This is a genomic window from Amycolatopsis acididurans (assembly GCF_012328925.1).
Lineage (GTDB): Bacteria > Actinomycetota > Actinomycetes > Mycobacteriales > Pseudonocardiaceae > Amycolatopsis_E > Amycolatopsis_E acididurans.
In genome coordinates, this window is sequence record NZ_JAAXLS010000055.1 from 14569 (window position 1) to 31921 (window position 17353).

Genomic DNA, 17353 nt, shown 5'->3' on the forward strand with positions numbered 1-17353 from the left:
CGATGCACGACTGACCGAGCGACCGAAGTGACCGGGCCCGTACCGCCAATACCGTGCCTGACATGCGCTGGACATGGTTGCTCGCCGCCACACTCGGTCTGCCCCTGCTCTGGGAGTTCGCGGCCGTGGCCAGGCACCCCGCCACGGTCCCGCTGCTCGCGTGCTCCGTGGCCACCGCGGGCGCGGCGTGGCTGGGCGTGCGGAGCCCGTTGGCCGGAACCCTGCTGGGCACGACGCTCGTGCTGAGCTCTGCGCTGCTCGCGCCGATCGCGGACCACCCCGGCGACTACCCGCGCCTCGCGACGCTGACGGCGACCCAGATCACCGCCGCGATGGTGCTGATCGTGCTGCTGGTACGCGGCACGCAGGCGTGGCATGCGGCCGCGGGGGTGACCGGCCTGGCCGTCGCAGGCTCGGCCGCGGACGCCATCGGTTACCTCTACGCACACCTCGCCCACACGCCGGTCGTCACGAATCCGGCCACGGCCTTGGGCTCCGGCGTTCTCGCGGTGGGCCTGGCCACCGCGCTGGGACTGGCGCTGCGGGCTACTCCGCCGCCAGCTTCTGCACCAGCGGAGCCACGTCAGCGGCCAGCAGGCTCCGCAGGTACACCGCCGCGACGCGCTGCTGCTTGTCGATGACGATGGTCGAGGGCACCGCATTGAGCGGGTACCCGGTCAGCTGCAGCAACGACCGGCCGGGCGGGTCGTAGATCGACGGGTAGGTCAGGCCGCGGTCCCGCACGAAGTCCTGCGGCGCGGACCGGTCGGTGTCGCGCACGTCGAGGCCCAGCACCTGCACCCCGGCGGCCTGGTTCTGCTGGTAGAGCTTCTCCATCTCGGGCGCCTCGGTGCGGCACGGCGGGCACCACTGGCCCCAGATGTTGAGCACCACGACCTTGCCCTTGAAGTCGGACAGCGAGATCTGCTTGCCCTCGTTCATCAGGTCCTCACCCGAGAGGTTCGGGATCGCCTTGCGGTCCGCGCCCTCGTAGGTGATGTCGGTCTTGCCACCGGGCGCGACGAACTGGAAGCTGCTGCCCTGCGACACCGCGTCCTTGCCGGTGGAGCAGCCGGCCAGCACGAGCAGCAGCACGGCCACGAGTGCGCGTTTCATGCGCCCGTCACCTTCGGGTCGGTGGCGCCGGCAGGCTCGCTGTAGACGATGTCCACTAGCTCCTCGCCCTCGAACACCAGGCTGGTCAGCGACGCCAGCGAGCACTGGCGTTTGCGCGGGTCGTGCCACAGCGGCTTGCCTTCGAGGAAGCGGCGCAACGTCCAGATCGGCAGCTGGTGCGACACGCACAACGCCTCGTGCCCCTCCGCGGCGGCCCGCGCCCGGTACACGGCGCCGAGCATGCGGTGTGCGATCTCGAGGTAGGGCTCGCCCCACGAGGGCAAGAACGGGTTGCGCAGCTTCGACCAGTGCCGCGGCTGGCGCAGCGCGCCGTCGCCGACCGAGACGCGCCGGCCCTCGAAGTCGTTGTCCGCCTCGATGAGCCGCTCGTCGGTGCGCACGTCGAGGCGGTGCGCGCCGGCGATCGGTCCGGCGGTCTCCTGCGCACGCTGCAACGGCGACGCGACCACGTGCACGATGTCGTGCGCGGCCACCGATTCGGCCACGATGAGCGCCTGCCGCTGCCCGCGCTCGGACAGCCGGAAACCGGGCAGGCGACCGTAGAGGATCTTCTCCGGATTGTGGACCTCACCGTGCCGGAGCAGGTGGACGATCGTGCTCACTGCTGCGCCTCCGCCGCCGCGGCGGCCGCGACGGGCAGTGCGGCTTCGATCACCTCGAACGCGGCGTCGTCCATCGCGGCGTTGACGAACCACGCCTCGAACGGGCTCGGTGGGCCGTAGACGCCGCGGTCGAGCAGCGCGTGGAAGAAGGCCGGGAAACGCCAGGTCTCCGTGGCCGCCGCGTCCTGGTAGTTGCGCACCGGGCGGTCGGTGAAGAACACGCTGAGCAGGTTGCCCGCGTACGCGACCTGGTGCGCCACGCCCACCGCGGTCAGCGCCTCGGTGAACAGGGCGCCCAGCCGCTGGGAGTTCGCGTCGAGCGCGCGGTAGACGTCGTCGCCCGCGGCGCGCAGCGAGGCCAGGCCCGCCGCGACGGCGACGGGGTTCCCCGACAGGGTGCCCGCCTGGTAGACGGGACCGCCCGGGGCGAGTTTGGCCATCACGTCGGCGCGCCCGCCGAAGGCCGCGGCGGGCAGGCCGCCGGACATCACCTTGCCGAAGGTGTAGAGGTCGCCGGGGACGCCTTCGATGCCGAACCAGCCCGAGCGCGACACACGGAAGCCGGTCATCACCTCGTCCATGATCAGCAGCGCGCCGTGCTCGTGGGCGAGTTGCAACAGCTGCGCGTTGAAGTCGCCGACCGGGGCCACCGCGCCCATGTTGCCGGCGGCAGCCTCGGTGATGATCGCGGCGATGCTGTCCTGATTGTCCATAAAGGACTTGCGAACGGCTTCGATGTCGTTGTACGGCAGGACGATCGTGTCGGCGGCCTGCGCTCCGGTGACGCCCGGCGAGGTGGGCAGGCCGAGCGTGGCGACCCCGGAGCCTGCCTGCGCGAGCAGCGCGTCGACGTGCCCGTGGTAGCAGCCGGCGAACTTGATGATCTTGCTGCGGCCGGTGAATCCCCTGGCGAGCCGGATCGCGCTCATCGTCGCCTCGGTGCCCGAGTTGACCAGCCGGACCTGCCGCACCGGATCGACGCGGGAGATGATCTCCTCGGCGAGTTCGACCTCACCCGTGGTCGGGGTGCCGAACGAGAGTCCGCTACCCGCGGCGGCGCGGACCGCGGCGACCACGTCGGGGTGGGCGTGCCCGAGGATCATCGGGCCCCAGGAGGAGACCAGGTCGACGTAGCGGTTGCCGTCGATGTCCCACAGATAGGGGCCCTCGCCGCGGACCATGAAGCGGGGCGTGCCGCCCACCGAGTTGAACGCTCGCACCGGCGAGTTCACCCCACCGGGCGTCGCGGTTGCTGCCCGTTCGAACCATGCCTTGGACTGATCGACTCCGTGCGTCACGAGTGCCAGTCTGGCAGTGTCTTGCGGGACACCCGCACCCGGTGGGCATCGACGGGCGGCTTCGCGATGGTGTCTCGTCGATGCCTCCGATGAGGGGTCAGGCCTCGTTCAGGTGGGCCACGTAATCCTCGATGGTGCCCTCGGGCTCGGCGTCACGACGCTTGCGGCGATGCTTGGCGCGAACCGCGAGCAGCACCTCGCGCACGGCGTCGACCAGCAGAATCGCGGTGAGCGTGCCCAGCCCGATCGCGCCGGCCATCCAGCTGCCCAGGTACCGGGTGGACGTCAGCACGGTGCCGTCGGTGAGGTTGACCGTGAGCGTTTTCACGCCCGAGTCCCAGAACCGGAAGGCGGCCCAGAGCGCGACGGCGGCCAGGACGACCTCGCCCAGCGCGACCAGCGCGCGCCACGGCCGGTGCAGCTTGGGGGGTTCGTCGTTCACGGTGACCAGGTTCTCACGTTCCGCTCAAGGCGGTGCGCAGAGCCTCCACGTCCTTCGCCCACGCCAGCACCACGGTGTCGTCGTCGAGCCGGATCGGCAGCTCGTCGTACTTGCGCGGGGTGCTCCAGCCGCCGCCGAGCACCCGCGCACCAGTCGGCGCGCCCACGTCGTCGACCTGGGTGATCTTGCTGAGCGGGACCGATTCGCGGCCTTCCCACAGTTCGGTCGAGGTGACCTTCACGGTGAGGAAGCGACGGCGGGCATAGATCCACGGCGCGGTGATGACGGCGAGGCCGAGGCCCACCAGGATCCAGGCGACGGTGTGCGTGGCGCCGGTGACGAGTTCGGCGAGGTACCCGAGGACGGCGAACAGCGGTCCGTAGAGCAGCGCGGTCCACGTCGCGCCGCGCTCGAGGTACCGGATCTCGCTCATCGGCCCGTACGGGTGACCTTCGGGAAGTACGGGCCGACCTTCGGCAGGTACATCAGCAGCAGCGCGACCAGGCCGATCAGGGTCGCGGTCAGTGTGACGATGCTCGCGAACTGCAGGAGCAGCTGGAACAGCAGGGTGATGACCATGAGCACGGTGAGGACCGTGCGTGCCGAGCGGGTGCCCTGACGGGCCTTCCACGCGAACAGGGTGTAGAGCGCCGCGAACGAGACCGCGCCCACCAGCAGGACGGCGAGCAGGACCGTGGTGCCGGAGCGGATCTGGTCGGCGGTGACGTTCTTGTTCGTGTTGTTGCTGACCAGCTGGTCGATGAGCACGTTCTTGGCGAAGAACATGATCGCGTAGCCGATGACGAACACGACACCGGAGACGACCCACAGCCAGAACGAGACCTCCACCGGTTTCGGCGGCTTGACGGGCGTCTGCTCACCTTCGATGCTCGGCGCGGGCGGCAGGCCCTGCGCGCGACGCTCGTCGTCGGTTTCGTTCGGTTCGGTCACGCCCAGGAGAATACTGCGCCGGGAACCGGCTCCGTTGAGGGCGGCGGTGGGCAGGCGGGACAGCTAGTCCAGCCAAGCCGCCGCTTCGGTGGCCCAGTACGTGAGGATCATGTCGGCGCCCGCGCGGCGGATCGAGGTGAGCACCTCCAGGATCGTGCGTTCACGATCGAGCCAGCCGTTCGCGGCGGCGGCCTCGACCATCGCGTACTCACCGGAGATGTTGTACGCGGCGACCGGGACCGGGGACGCTTCGGCGGCCGCGCGCAGCACGTCGAGGTAGGCGAGCGCCGGTTTGACCATGATCGCGTCGGCACCCTCGGCGATGTCCAGTTCGATCTCGTGGAGCGCTTCGCGCGCGTTGCCCGCGTCCTGCTGGTAGGTCTTGCGGTCGCCCTTGAGCTGCGAATCGACGGCCTCGCGGAAGGGGCCGTAGAAGGCGCTGGCGTACTTGGCCGAGTAGGCGAGGATGCTGACGTTCTGGTGCCCGGCCTCGTCCAGCGCGCGGCGGATGACGCCGACCTGGCCGTCCATCATGCCGCTCGGCCCGAGCATGTGCGCGCCGGCGTCGGCCTGCGCGACGGCCATTTTCGCGTACACGTCCAGCGTCGCGTCGTTGTCGACTTCGCCCGCGGCGTTGAGCACTCCGCAGTGGCCGTGATCGGTGAACTCGTCGAGGCACGTGTCGGCCATGATCACGGTGTCGTCGCCGAGCTCGGCGCGCAGGTCGCGGAGGGCGACGTTGAGGATGCCGTTCTCGTCCGTCGCGCCGCAGCCGAGTGGGTCGTGCTCACGCGGGATGCCGAACAGCATGAGCCCGCCGACACCGGCGCGGACCGCGTCGACGGCCGCCTTGCGCAGCGACTCGCGGGTGTGCTGCACGACGCCCGGCATGCTGGAGATCGGCCGCGGCGCCTCGATGCCCTCCGCGACGAACATGGGCAAGATCAGCTGGCGCGGCCGGAGCGTGGTCTCACTGACGAGCCGCCGGAGAGCGGCGGTGGAACGCAGCCGACGGGGGCGATGCTCAGGAAACACCTCGCCGACGGTACTCCCGTGCGAAGGGGCGCTCGCGGCCTACTCCAGGACGGCCAGCAGCGCGTCCGCCTGCACCACATCACCTTCACGCACCGCGACGGAGGTCACCAGCCCGTCCGCCTCGGCCAGCACGGGAATCTCCATTTTCATGGACTCCAGCAGCACGACCACGTCACCCGCGGTCAGCCGCTGCCCCACGCGGACGAGCACCTCCAGCACGTTCGCGACGATCTCCGCCCGGACTTCTTCCGCCATCGCGACCACGCTCACCGCGGCCGGGCGGCGTGGGCGAGTTCCATGACGTATCGCCCGTAACCCGAGCCGGCCATGTGGCTGCCCAGCTGGTGGCATCGGTCGGCGTCGATCCGACCGCTGTGCAACGCGATCTCCTCCAGGCACGCGATGTGAATTCCCTGGCGCTCCTCCAGGGTTCGCACGTAATGGCCCGCTTCCAGCAACGACTCGTGCGTACCGGCGTCGAGCCAGGCGAAGCCGCGGCCGAGATTGACGACCTTCGCGCGCCCGCGCTGAAGGTAGGTGTCGTTCACGTCCGTGATCTCCAGCTCACCGCGACGGGAGGGCCGCAACCGCCGGGCGATCGAGACGACGTCGTTGTCGTAGAAGTAGAGCCCCGTGACCGCCAGGTTGCTCCGCGGCCGTGCCGGTTTCTCCTCGAGCGAGAGCAGCACACCGTCCTCGTCGACCTCGGCGATTCCGTAGCGCTCGGGATCCCGCACGGGATACGCGAACAGCACGCAGCCTTTAAGGTCGTCGGCATTGGTCCGGAGCAGCCGCGAGAAACCGGGCCCATGGAAGATGTTGTCCCCGAGGATCAGCGCGACCGAATCGTCTCCGACATGGTCGGCGCCGATGATGAAGGCTTCGGCGATCCCGTTCGGGTTCTCCTGCTCGGCGTAGGTCAGCCGCAGTCCCCACCTGGAGCCGTCGCCGAGAAGGCGTTCGAAGTACGGGCGATCCACCGGAGTGGTGATGATGAGGATCTCGTTGATCGCCGCCAACATCAGCACGGACAACGGGTAGTAGATCATCGGTTTGTCGTATACCGGAATCAGCTGTTTCGAGACCCCCAGCGTCACCGGGCGCAGCCGGCTTCCGCTCCCGCCCGCGAGAACGATTCCCTTCACAATGAGCCTCCACTGGCGTTAGAGCGGAATGTTTCCGTGGTTGCCGCGAACGAGCGGGGCAGCGGCGATCGTCTCCGCGAGAATGCGGCGGGTGTCCTTCGGATCGGCGACTTCGTCGACCACGCCGAGTTCGATGGCGCGATCGAGGCCGCCCGCCAGCTCCCGGTGCTCGACCACCAGCCGGGCCTCGAGCGCGGCACGCTCGTCTTCGGTGACCGCGGCGAGCTTCTTGCGGTGCAGGATCCGGACCGCCGCCTTGGGCCCCATGACGGCGAGTTCCGCATCGGGCCAGGCGAAGACTGCGGTGGCACCGAGGCAGCGCCCGTTCATCGCGATGTACGCCCCGCCGTAGGACTTGCGCAGAACCAGCGTGACGCGCGGTACGACGGCTTCGGCGAACGCGTGGAGCAACTTCGCGCCGCGGCGCACCACGCCTTCCCATTCCTGTCCCACGCCGGGCAGATATCCGGGCACGTCGACCAGCACCACCAGCGGGACGCCCAGGCAGTCGCACATCCGCACGAACCGCGAAGCCTTCTCGGCGGACAGCGAATCGAGGCACCCGCCCTTCCGCAGAGGGTTGTTGGCGAGGACGCCCACAGCGCGGCCGCCGAGACGGCCCAGCCCGACGACCATGTTCGGCGCCCATTTCGGCTGGAGTTCCTCGAACTGGCCGGGGTCGAGAATGCCCGACACCACGGGTTTGACGTCGTACGCCCGCTGCGGCTGGTCGGGCAGCAACGCCCGCAGGTCGCGACGCTCCTGCACCGATCCGGGATCGAAAAGCCCAGGCCTGACAAGGAAACCGGTGACGCGGCGGGCCCGCTGGTACGCGTCCTGCTCGGATGACGCGACGATGTGGACGACCCCCGACTTGCGGGTGTGCGCTTCGGCGCCGCCCAGCCCTTCGGCATCGATCTGCTCGCCGGTGACCGAGCGCACGACGTCCGGTCCGGTGACGAACACGCGCCCCGCCGGCGCCATTATCACGATGTCGGTCAGCGCGGGACCGTAAGCCCCGCCGCCGGCGGCGGGCCCCAGCACGACCGAGATCTGCGGCACCCGCCCGGAGGCCCGGACCATCGCGGCGAACACCTTGCCGACCGCGTCCAGCGCGGCGACCCCCTCGGCGATATTGGCTCCGCCGGAATGCCAAAGACCGAGAACGGGACAACGTTCCCGGATCGCCGTGTCGATCGCTTCCGCCATCCGCGCGCAACCGTCGACGCCCATCGCTCCGCCCATTCGCGCGACGTCCGTGCAATAGACGATGACGGGAATTCCGTCGAGTCGTCCGCGGAATGTGCCGATACCGCTGTCATCAGCGGGATGCAGCGGCGATGACGTGCCTGCGTCCAGCAAAGCGGCGGCCCGCTCCGCGGGACGGACCCCGGTACGCCCGGACGGGAAATCGCCTTTCGCGGCAATAGCATGCTGAACCACGAATAGCAGCCTAATAACCGTGAGCGAAATGCCGAGAAGCTGAATTCAGGCAAGAAAAAGCGTGCCGGTCCGGGCGAAGGCGCACAAGCGTTCATTTCCACCGGGTTCTTGCGGCCCCCGACCCGCATCGTTAGCCTCGACGCAGGGTTTCAGTGAACAGCACTTGCGTTCCAAAATTACCGGAGGGTCCATGGCCGCCCACGAAGTCAGTCCTGTTCGCTTCGAGCACCACGATCGCGCATTCGGCATCGGCACGGGAACGCCGCGCCTGTCGTGGCAGGTGGTCACTTCGGATCCGTCGTGGTCGCAAACGGCGTACGAGCTGGAGCGGGACGGGGTGGTCGTCCGGGTCGAGTCGGCGGAGCAGGTGCTGGTGCCGTGGCCGTTCGAGCCGTTGTGGTCGCGGGAGCAGGCCTCGGTCCGGGTGCGCGTGGCCTCGGGGAACGAGTGGACCAGCTGGAGCGAGGTGTCCACTGTGGAGATTGGCCTGCTGTCGCCGTGGGACTGGGCCGGCCGCTTCATCAGTCCGGCCACGATCGACGGACCGGCGCCGATCCTGTCCCACGACCTGGCGATCCGGCCGGGCGTGGTGTCGGCACGGTTGTACGCGACCGCCCACGGCGTTTACGAGGCGACGCTGAACGGGCAGCGGGTCGGGGATCAACTACTGGCGCCGGGCTGGACCTCCTACCGGCATCGCCTGCGCTACCAGACCTACGACATCACGCCCCTGCTGGTAGAGGGGACGAACAGTCTCGACGTGGTGCTCGGCAACGGCTGGTTCCGGGGCCGGATACGGCGTAGCGCGCCGTATGGCGACCGGCTGGGCCTGCTGGCGCAGGTCGAGATCGTCTACGCCGACGGCATCCGCGAAGTCGTCGGCACCGACACCTCTTGGAGCGCCCGCACCGGCGCGATTCAGGCCGACGACCTCTACGACGGCCAGGTCACCGACTTCACCGCGACCGCCGCAACGGATCGCGTGGAGATCGTCGATGCCGACCTGGGGCGCCTGGTCGCGCCCGAAGGACCACCGGTGCGCGTCACCGAGATCCTGCCCGCGGTCAATACGTGGCAATCCCCCTCCGGCAAGACCCTGGTGGACTTCGGCCAGAACCTCGTCGGCTGGGTACGGCTCCGCGTCCGCGGACCCGGCGAGATCACGGTCCGGCACGCGGAAGTCCTCGAAGGGGAGGAACTCGGGACCCGGCCGCTGCGGTCCGCCAAAGCGACCGATACCTACGTGCTACCCGGGGGCGAGCACATCGTCGAACCGAGGTTCACCTTTCACGGGTTCCGCTACGCCGAGATCAGCGGCGCCGCCGACTTCACCGCCGTAGCCGTCGTGGTCGGCACCGACCTGCGCCGCACCGGCTGGTTCGACTGCTCCGACCCGAACCTGAACCAGTTCCACCACAACGTGGTGTGGAGCATGCGCGGCAACTTCCTCGAGGTTCCCACCGACTGCCCCCAGCGCGACGAACGTCTCGGCTGGACCGGCGACATCCAGGCCTTCGCCCCCACCGCCGCCTTCCTGTTCGACACGGCCGGCTTCCTCTCCGGCTGGCTGGCCGATCTCGCCTGTGACCAGCACCCCGACGGCACCGTGCCCCACGTCGTCCCCGACGTGGTGATCTCCTCGGCGCCCGCCGCCGCGGGCTGGGGCGACGCGGCGACGGTCACGCCGACGGTGGTGTATCAGAGCTATCGCGATCTGCGGATCTTGGAGCGGCAGTTCGACTCGATGAAAGCCTGGGTGGACAAAGTCGTGTCCCTGACCACCGACAGCGTATGGGTCGGTGGCTTCCAGTACGGCGACTGGCTCGACCCCACCGCACCGCCCGACAACCCCTACGCGGCCAAGGCCCACCCCGACGTCGTCGCCACGGCCTGCCTCGCCCGCTCCGCCACAATCGTTCGTGACGCCGCCGAAGCCCTTGGACAGCAAGAAGAAGCGAAGCGGTACGCCGCCGTGGCCGCCGCGACGCGTGCGGCGTTCGCGCGGGAGTACGTCAGTGCCGGGGGCCGGATACTCAGCGAGGCGCCCACCGCCTACGCCATGGCGATCGAGTGGGACCTGCTTCCCACCACCGGGCAGCGGGACGGAGCGGCCCGACGGCTGGCCGACCTGGTGAAGGAGAACGGGTTTCGTGTCGCCACCGGATTCCTGGGCACGCCGCTGATCACCGACGCGCTGTGCACCGCCGGCCGGCCCGACCTCGCCTACCGGCTGCTGCTCGAAACCGGCTGCCCGTCCTGGCTCTACCCGGTCACGATGGGCGCCACCACGATCTGGGAACGCTGGGACAGCATGCTGCCCGACGGCACCATCAATCCCGGCGAGATGACCAGCTTCAACCACTACGCGCTCGGCGCGGTCGCCGACTGGATGCACCGGCGCGTCGCCGGACTCGCCCCAGCCGCGCCCGGGTACCGCCACATCACCGTCAACCCGGCCCCCTACCAGGCACTCAGCCACGCCGGTGCCCGCCACCACACCCCCTACGGCGAAGCTTCCGTCGCCTGGAAGCGGGAAAACGGCCGGTTCACGCTGAACGTCACAATTCCGGTCGGCACCGACGCCACCGTGCATCTGCCGGGCGCCGAGCCGGTGACGGTGGCTCACGGAAGCCACACCTGGACGACCGCCGATCCTTGTCACGACCGGGAGCGAGGCCCGATCGTCACGGTCCGCGAGCTCATCGATGACGCGGAGCTGTGGAAGGACACGGTCGCCCTGCTGATGAAACACGGGCTGGGAAACGACGCCACGCAGATCGCGTCCACGTCGGCGCCCTACTTCGACTCCACTCCGCTGGACTTGCCGCTCCATTTGGCGCGACAGCAGGACTCGATCAGAGAACCCGACCAGGAAGCCCGCGAAGAACTGGAAAAACTGCTCCCCTGAACAGCGAAGTGGACCCCGGCCGGTCAGCCGGGGCCCACTTCACAGAACTCAGGAACGACGCGTCCGCTTGGCCTTCCGGGGCGGCGGGAGGGCGCCTTCGGCGCGGAGCTTGGCCGCGTGCGCCGCCAGGGCGTCCACCAGGTTGGGGATGTCCGCCTTCTCCGGCTGGACGTCCACCCGCAGGCCGAACTCCACGGCGGTTTCCGCGGTCTTCGGGCCGATGCAGGCCACCAGGGTGCGGGTGTGCGGCTTGCCCGCGATGCCGACCAGGTTCCGCACGGTCGACGAGGACGTGAAGCACACCGCGTCGAAGCCGCCGGTCTTGATCATCTCGCGGGTCTCGGCCGGCGGCGGCGCCGCGCGGACGGTGCGGTACGCCGTCACGTCGTCGACCTCCCAGCCACGGTCCTGCAGGCCCGCGGACAGGGTCTCGGTCGCGATGTCGGCCCGCGGCAGCAGCACGCGGTTCACCGGGTCCAGGATGTCGTCGTACGGCGGGAACTCCGCCAGCAGGCCATCGCTGGACTGCTCGCCCTTGGGCACCAGCTCCGGGTTGATCCCGAACGCCCGCACCTTATCCGCCGTCGCCTCGCCGACGCACGCGATCTTCACGCCCGAGAAGGCCCTGGCGTCCAGCCCGAACTCCTCGAACTTCTCCCACACCGCGCGCACCGCGTTCGCCGAGGTGAACACGATCCACTGGTACCGGCCGTCGACGAGCCCCTTCACGGACCGCTCCATCTGCGCGGGGCTGCGCGGCGGCTCGACCGAGATCGTGGGCACCTCGTGCGAGGTCGCGCCGTGGCCGCGCAGGCGATCGGCCATCTCGCCGGCCTGCTCCTTGGTGCGCGGCACCAGCACCTTCCAGCCGTACAGCGCCCGCGACTCCCACCAGGACAGCTTCGACCGCTGCGCCACGGCCTCGCCGACCGTCACCACCAGCGGCCCGACCAGCTCACCGGCGTCCTGCGCCAGCGTCGCCAGCGTGCTCTCCACCGTGCGCTGCGTGTTGATGGTGCCGTTCGACGTCACCGCGACCGGAGTCGTCGGCGCCAGCCCGTGCTCGACGAGCGCGCCGGCGGCCTCGGCGAGGTGGCTCGACGTCGCGTGCAGCACGATCGGCCCTGGCACCGCGGCGAGCCCGGCCCAGTTCACGTCACCGCGCACGTCCACCTCGGCGTAGGTGCCGCCGAGCGCGATACCGGCGTAGGCGGGCACCGCGGTACCCGGCGTGACACCGGGGATGACCTCGAAGACGGCGCTCGTCTTCGCGACGGCCTGCACCTCGGCCACCACGGCCGGATGCGTCAGCGGGTCGCCGCCGACCAGGCGCAGCACGAGCCGCCCGGACTTGGCCTCGTTCGCGAGGTCCTTGGCGACCTCGCCCGGCTCACCGACCGCGGGCCGCACCTCGGCGTCGGCACTCGCCTCGGCGAGCACGCCGGCGGGCACGTCGGGGTCGGTCACCACGACCTGGGCCTTGGCCAGCAGTTCCTGGGCACGTACGGTCAGCAATCCGGCGTCGCCGGGGCCGGAGCCCACGAACGCGACGCGCCCAGCGGTGTTCCGCGCGGGGGTCATTGTGTTTCTTCTCCAGTAGCGATCTTTATCAACGTGAGTTGCGGCCAGGACCGGACAGTGCACCGGCACCCAGGTCGAGCAGCTCCGCGGCCAGCTCACGGCCGAGGCGCTCCGCATCGCTCTTGTCGCCCACGGCCGAGGCGCGAATCAATTCCACGGACTCTCCGTCGAGTCCGGCGGCGGCGACCCCCCGCAACGAGATCCGCTCGATCACCGAGCCGTTCTCGTCGAGGTCCTCCACCACCTCGGCCAGCGCACCGACGGGCGCGCTGCAGCCGGCCTCGAGCGCCGCCAGCATGGCGCGCTCGGCCGTCACCGCGGCCCGTGTCACTTCATCGTCCAAAGTGGACTGAAGCAGGTGTTCGATGTCCACGTCGTCGACGCGGCACTCCACCGCCAGCGCACCCTGTGCGGGCGCGGGCAGCATCTGGATCGGGTCCAGGGTCTCGGTGATCTTGTCGGTCTTGCCCGTCCGGTCGAGGCCGGCGCGTGCGAGCACGACGGCATCCAGCTCGCCGTCGAAGACCTTGCCCATCCGGGTGTCGATGTTGCCCCGGATCGGGACCAGTTCCAGGCCGAGCCCGAGCGCACGCAGCTGCGTGGTCCGGCGCAGCGCGCCCGTGCCGACCGTCGAACCGGGCGGCAGCTCGCCGAGCGTGAGCCCGTCACGCGCGATCAGCGCGTCACGCGGGTCGGCACGCGGCGGCACCGCGGCCAGCACGAGGCCGGACTCGGGCGCCGTCGGCAAGTCCTTGTACGAGTGCACCGCGACGTCGATCTGCTTGGCCTGCAGGGCGTCGCGCAGCGCCGAGGTGTACACCCCGACGCCGAGCTGGCTGACCGGCACACTCCGGTCGCGGTCGCCGGCAGTCGAAACCTTGACGATCTCGACGTTCTCCCCGGCGCGCCGCAACGCGTCCGCGATCGTGCCGGTCTGCGCGAGAGCGAGAGCACTGCCTCTCGTCCCGATCCTGATGGTTCGTGTCACTTACTTTCACCGTCTGTGTTGGGCTGCGGCGACGGGCTGGCGACCACGGCGGGCGAGGCCGGGTCCAGTTCGAAGAGTTCCCGCAGCGCGTTGGCGTAATCGGTGCCCTCCGCGTCTGCCGCGAGCTGCTTGACGCGCACGGTCGGCGCGTGCAGCAGCTTGTCGACGACACGGCGCACGGTGCGCGCGAACTCGTCGCGCACTCCCGGCTCGAGCTCGGGCAGGCGGTTGTCCAGCCGCAGCAGCTCGGCGTCGACCACCTCGGCCGCCCGCCGGCGCAGCGCGGTCACGGTCGGGGTGACCGCGGCGCTGCGCTGCCCGGCCAGGTACTCGCGCACCTCGTCGAGCACGATTCCGGTGGCGCGGGCGATCTGCCTTGCCGACGAGGTGCCGCCGAGGTCGTCCATCCGGTGGCGCACCGTCTCCAGGTCCACCACGCGCACGTCGGGCACCTCCGTGACCGCGGGCTCGACGTCCCGCGGCAGGCCGAGGTCGCAGATCACCAGCGGCCGACCCGCGCGCGGCAGCACGTGCTCGGTGGCGAGCACGACGTCCTGCGCACCGGTGCAGCTGACCACGACATCGGCGTCGGCGACCCGGATCGCCAGCTCGTCCATGGGGGCGGCGACGGCGGGAATGCCCTGCTCGGTGATGTTGCCCGCGAGCCGCTCGGCATTGGCGTAGGTGCGGTTGACCACGGTGATCCGGCCGATGCCGGACTTGCGCAGGTGGCCGGCCGACAACGCGCCCATCGAACCGGCGCCGAGGATCACCGCGTGCTTGCCCGCGATGTCGGAGATCTCGCCGAGCGCCTCGGACACGACCGAAGCGCCGAGCGCGTCAAGGCCGGTCTCGGTGTGCACGCGCTTGCCGACGCGCAGCGTCGTCTGGATCAGCTCGTGCAGCGTGCGGCCGACGGTGCCCGCCTCGCGCGCGGTGGCGTAGGAGTTGCGCACCTGGCCGAGGATCTGGGTCTCGCCGACGACCATCGAGTCGAGCCCGGACGCGACGGAGAAGATGTGCTCGACGGCCGCGCCCGCGTAGTGCACGTACAGGTTGTCGTACAGCTCGTTGGCCGCGCAGCCCGCCTGCTGGCCCAGCACCTCGGAGACGTCGGCGAGACCGCCGTGGAACGTCTCGACGACGGCGTAGACCTCGATGCGGTTGCACGTCGAAATCAGCATGACCTCGTTCACGTGCGGGGCCTGCTGCAGTTGGTGCAGCACCTTGTCCAGCTCTTCCGCCCCGACCGCGGCGCGCTCGAGCGTGCGCAGATCCGCGGTGCGATAGGACAACCCGACGGCCAGAACAGACACTTACCGCACCACCATTCCGTTGCCCACCGCGTGGGAACCGTTCGTATTGTCGGCGCGCCGGGCCACGTGGAACGACAGGATCTGCAGCTCCACAGCCAGATCCACCTTCCGTACCTCGACCTGCTCCGGCACCTGCAGCACGACAGGAGCGAAGTTAAGGATGCACTGAACCCCGCCGGCGACCAAGCGGTCACACACCGACTGCGCCGCGGTTGGCGGCGTGGCGATCACACCGATGGAGATGCCGCGTTCGGCACACACCGCCGGGATGTCGTCGAGGTGCGAGACCGGGATGCCGCCGACAGGGACGCCCATGAGATCCGGATCCACGTCGAACAGCGCTTCGACGGGAAAACCCCGCCCGGGGAACCCGCCATAATTAGCCAACGCATGACCGAGGTTTCCGATTCCGACCACGGCGACCTTGTGCTGGCGGGTCAGGCCGAGGGTGCGCTCGATCTGGCCGACGAGCACGCTCACCTCGTAGCCGACGCCACGCGTGCCGTAGGAGCCCAGGTAGGACAGGTCCTTGCGGAGTTTCGCGGAGTTCACGCCCGCCGCGCCGGCGAGTTCCTCGCTCGCGACCGTCGTGGCACCCTGCTCGGCCATCGCGGAAAGCACCCGCAGGTACACGGCCAGTCGCGCGACGGCCGCCTCGGGAATCGCTTTCGCACGGACCTGTTCGCCGTTGTCGGCGACCTCGACGGCGGGGATTTCGGCGGTGGGCGCGTTGTCCGCGTTGAGTTCGCGCGCGACGGCGGACCCGTTTCGCCGGCCACGCCGTGCCACCACGCCGGCCTCCTGTCCACCGTCGAGAAACTTCCACTTGACCCAGCGGGCGAAGTCGGGTTCGATGCCGGAGCCGCGCGGGGGTACTGCAATACGGTAGCCACTTGTGAACGCAGGCACAAAGTCGCTGGTCGCAGGCATGACCAGAACCACATCGCGGTGATCCGTGACCCGTGGCGGTGGCTATGCGGCGCTGAACGAGATCGTGTGCCAGCCGGTCGCCCCGTCCGGGACGACGTCGGCGATCTGATCGGTCTGCGTGTATCCCGTTCGGTCGGTGGCGCGAACCGTCACGGTGTGGCTGCCACGCGCGGCGTCGACCTCGGCCCACCACATGCGCCACGCGTCCGTCGTGACCTGCGCGGACAGCACGGCAGGCTGCCACGCGCCGTTGTCCAGCCGCACCTCGACCTTGTCGATGCCGGTGTGCTGCGCCCACGCGATCCCGGCGACCCGCACCTTGCCGGCGCGGACCCCGCCCGAGGGCGCGTCGATCCGTGACTCCGTCTTGATCGGCCCCTGTTCCGACCAGCCTCGCTGCAGCCAGTACGCCTGTTTCGCATCCCACGTCGTGACCTCGAGGTCGGTCACCCATTTCGTCGCCGACACGTAGCCGTAGAGGCCGGGCACGACCAGCCTGGCGGGGAAACCGTGCACCACCGGCAGGGGTTCGCCGTTCATGCCGATCGCGAGCATCGCCCCGCGGTCCGGTTCGAGCAGGGTCGAGACCGGGGTGCCTGCCGTGAACCCGTCGACGCTCGTGGACAGCACCTGCTGCGCACCCGGCCGCACGCCCGCCTCGTTGAGCAGGTCGGCGAGGTCCACGCCGATGAACCGCGCGGTCGAGATGTAGGGCCCGCCGACGGGATTGGACACACAGCACAGCGTGACGATCCGCTCGACCAGCGGCCGGTCACGGATGTCGGCGTAGGAGTAGCGCACCTCGCGATCGACCATGCCGTGGATACGCAGGCTCCAGTCCTCGGCTCGCACCTGCGGCACCACGAGCGCGGTGTCGATGCGGTAGAAATCGCCGTTCGGCGTGATGAACGACGGCGTGCCGAGCTTCGCGAAGTCGGCGTCCGCGGGAACCGGTGGCGCCGTCCTGGCCGGGACCAGTGGTGTGACGGCCTGGCGGGAGCTTTCCGCGTCCTTGCTGGACCCGAACCACTGCCCGACCGCTCCCGCGATGCCCGCGCCGATCGCGGCGAATAGGAACCGGCGGCGGCCGGTGGAGGTGTCCGTGGTCATTGCGGAGCGGTGCAGGAAACCGAAGATCCACACGCCGACGAGCAGGCTCGCCGCGGGCGCCGCCAACGCGATCTGCCCCAGGTCCGGCCTCGTGAGCACGGCCGCGATGCCCAGCGCCCCGAAGACGCCGATCAGCACCTGGCCCGGCAGCGGCCTGCGGGTCGAGATCAGCCCCGCGACCACCGCGAGCGCGATCATCACCACGGCCATGCCGCCCAGCAGGACCGCCTTGTCCGCCGTGCCGAACGTGCTCGCGGCGAAGTCCTTCAGCCAGGCCGGGGTGAGATCGATCGCCGCGTTGCCGACGGCGAGGTAGGGCGAGGCGTTGCTGCCGACGAACGCCGCGACGAGGTGCCCCGCGCCGAGCGCGGCCGCGAGCGCCAGCACACCGATCAGGCCCGCGACGGGACGGGACAGCCGGGGTGGCGTTGCTACGGGCGCGGTGGTCGTCACGACCCCATTCTTCG

General features: G+C 70.0%; 17 protein-coding genes. 2 read left to right on the top strand and 15 right to left on the bottom strand.

Translation table 11 applies throughout. The features are described from left to right. Window positions 1-62 precede the first annotated feature (62 nt). Window positions 63-641: a hypothetical protein gene (locus HFP15_RS36575; RefSeq protein ID WP_168522159.1), complete on the top strand. Its 579-nt coding sequence runs from the start codon at window positions 63-65 to the stop codon at window positions 639-641. Here the strand turns inward: HFP15_RS36575 and HFP15_RS36580 are convergent. The 10 genes from HFP15_RS36580 to HFP15_RS36625 form a co-directional block, all read right to left on the bottom strand. Next, complete coding sequence (locus tag HFP15_RS36580; RefSeq protein WP_168522161.1) at window positions 547-1116, bottom strand: TlpA family protein disulfide reductase; 570 nt, start codon at window positions 1114-1116, stop codon at window positions 547-549. The two genes, HFP15_RS36575 and HFP15_RS36580, sit on opposite strands and share 95 nt — an antisense overlap. After that, on the bottom strand, window positions 1113-1739 hold the full coding sequence (locus HFP15_RS36585; RefSeq protein WP_168522163.1) for a histidine phosphatase family protein: 627 nt from the start codon (window positions 1737-1739) through the stop codon (window positions 1113-1115). Before HFP15_RS36585 ends, HFP15_RS36580 begins: the two co-directional genes overlap by 4 nt. After that, complete coding sequence (gene hemL, locus HFP15_RS36590) at window positions 1736-3037, bottom strand: glutamate-1-semialdehyde 2,1-aminomutase (RefSeq protein WP_168522165.1); 1302 nt, start codon at window positions 3035-3037, stop codon at window positions 1736-1738. The genes HFP15_RS36585 and hemL overlap by 4 nt, the downstream gene beginning before the upstream one ends. A 97-nt stretch (window positions 3038-3134) precedes the next feature. After that, window positions 3135-3479: a hypothetical protein gene (locus tag HFP15_RS36595; RefSeq protein ID WP_168522167.1), complete on the bottom strand. Its 345-nt coding sequence runs from the start codon at window positions 3477-3479 to the stop codon at window positions 3135-3137. 13 nt (window positions 3480-3492) lie between these two features. Beyond that, on the bottom strand, window positions 3493-3912 hold the full coding sequence (mce1N, locus tag HFP15_RS36600) for a transport-regulating membrane protein Mce1N (protein WP_168522169.1): 420 nt from the start codon (window positions 3910-3912) through the stop codon (window positions 3493-3495). Then, a complete protein-coding gene (locus HFP15_RS36605; RefSeq protein WP_168522170.1) occupies window positions 3909-4430 on the bottom strand; it encodes a hypothetical protein in 522 nt (173 codons plus the stop codon). The genes mce1N and HFP15_RS36605 overlap by 4 nt, the downstream gene beginning before the upstream one ends. Window positions 4431-4493: 63 nt before the next feature. Continuing rightward, window positions 4494-5465, bottom strand: a complete 972-nt coding sequence (hemB, locus tag HFP15_RS36610) for a porphobilinogen synthase (protein WP_168522172.1) — start codon at window positions 5463-5465, stop codon at window positions 4494-4496. Window positions 5466-5504: 39 nt separating this feature from the next. Continuing rightward, window positions 5505-5720, bottom strand: a complete 216-nt coding sequence (locus HFP15_RS36615) for a biotin/lipoyl-binding carrier protein (protein ID WP_168522174.1) — start codon at window positions 5718-5720, stop codon at window positions 5505-5507. A gap of 11 nt (window positions 5721-5731) precedes the next feature. Continuing rightward, entirely contained in the window at window positions 5732-6610 is an 879-nt protein-coding gene (gene rfbA / locus HFP15_RS36620) for a glucose-1-phosphate thymidylyltransferase RfbA (protein WP_168522176.1), read from the bottom strand. 18 nt (window positions 6611-6628) lie between these two features. Continuing rightward, the gene (locus HFP15_RS36625) at window positions 6629-8053 is read right to left on the bottom strand and encodes an acyl-CoA carboxylase subunit beta (protein WP_312871925.1); all 1425 of its coding nucleotides are present in this window, start codon (window positions 8051-8053) and stop codon (window positions 6629-6631) included. A 190-nt stretch (window positions 8054-8243) separates the two neighbouring features. On the opposite strand from HFP15_RS36625, the gene HFP15_RS36630 reads away from it, so the two are divergent. After that, entirely contained in the window at window positions 8244-10961 is a 2718-nt protein-coding gene (locus HFP15_RS36630; RefSeq protein WP_168522178.1) for a glycoside hydrolase family 78 protein, read from the top strand. Window positions 10962-11009: 48 nt separating this feature from the next. Here the strand turns inward: HFP15_RS36630 and HFP15_RS36635 are convergent, their stop codons facing one another. The 5 genes from HFP15_RS36635 to HFP15_RS36655 form a co-directional block, all read right to left on the bottom strand. Next, window positions 11010-12542: a bifunctional uroporphyrinogen-III C-methyltransferase/uroporphyrinogen-III synthase gene (locus HFP15_RS36635; RefSeq protein ID WP_168522180.1), complete on the bottom strand. Its 1533-nt coding sequence runs from the start codon at window positions 12540-12542 to the stop codon at window positions 11010-11012. Window positions 12543-12570: 28 nt separating this feature from the next. Beyond that, window positions 12571-13530 carry a hydroxymethylbilane synthase gene (gene hemC, locus HFP15_RS36640; RefSeq protein WP_168522183.1) on the bottom strand — a complete coding sequence of 320 codons (960 nt, stop codon included), beginning with the start codon at window positions 13528-13530 and terminating at the stop codon, window positions 12571-12573. After that, window positions 13527-14846: a glutamyl-tRNA reductase gene (locus tag HFP15_RS36645; protein WP_168522185.1), complete on the bottom strand. Its 1320-nt coding sequence runs from the start codon at window positions 14844-14846 to the stop codon at window positions 13527-13529. The genes hemC and HFP15_RS36645 overlap by 4 nt, the downstream gene beginning before the upstream one ends. Further along, window positions 14847-15638: a redox-sensing transcriptional repressor Rex gene (locus tag HFP15_RS36650; RefSeq protein ID WP_168522186.1), complete on the bottom strand. Its 792-nt coding sequence runs from the start codon at window positions 15636-15638 to the stop codon at window positions 14847-14849. A gap of 180 nt (window positions 15639-15818) precedes the next feature. Beyond that, entirely contained in the window at window positions 15819-17339 is a 1521-nt protein-coding gene (locus tag HFP15_RS36655; RefSeq protein WP_312871926.1) for a molybdopterin-dependent oxidoreductase, read from the bottom strand. Between the last annotated feature and the right edge of the window lie 14 nt (window positions 17340-17353).

Excerpts from the sequence above, each read along its gene's own strand:
- HFP15_RS36575 (WP_168522159.1), top strand. The coding sequence starts at position 63 with ATGCGCTGGACATGGTTGCTCGCCGCCACACTCGGTCTGCCCCTGCTC.
- HFP15_RS36580 (WP_168522161.1), bottom strand. The coding sequence starts at position 1,116 with ATGAAACGCGCACTCGTGGCCGTGCTGCTGCTCGTGCTGGCCGGCTGC.
- mce1N (WP_168522169.1), bottom strand. The coding sequence starts at position 3,912 with ATGAGCGAGATCCGGTACCTCGAGCGCGGCGCGACGTGGACCGCGCTG.
- HFP15_RS36615 (WP_168522174.1), bottom strand. The coding sequence starts at position 5,720 with ATGGCGGAAGAAGTCCGGGCGGAGATCGTCGCGAACGTGCTGGAGGTG.
- HFP15_RS36630 (WP_168522178.1), top strand. The coding sequence starts at position 8,244 with ATGGCCGCCCACGAAGTCAGTCCTGTTCGCTTCGAGCACCACGATCGC.
- HFP15_RS36635 (WP_168522180.1), bottom strand. The coding sequence starts at position 12,542 with ATGACCCCCGCGCGGAACACCGCTGGGCGCGTCGCGTTCGTGGGCTCC.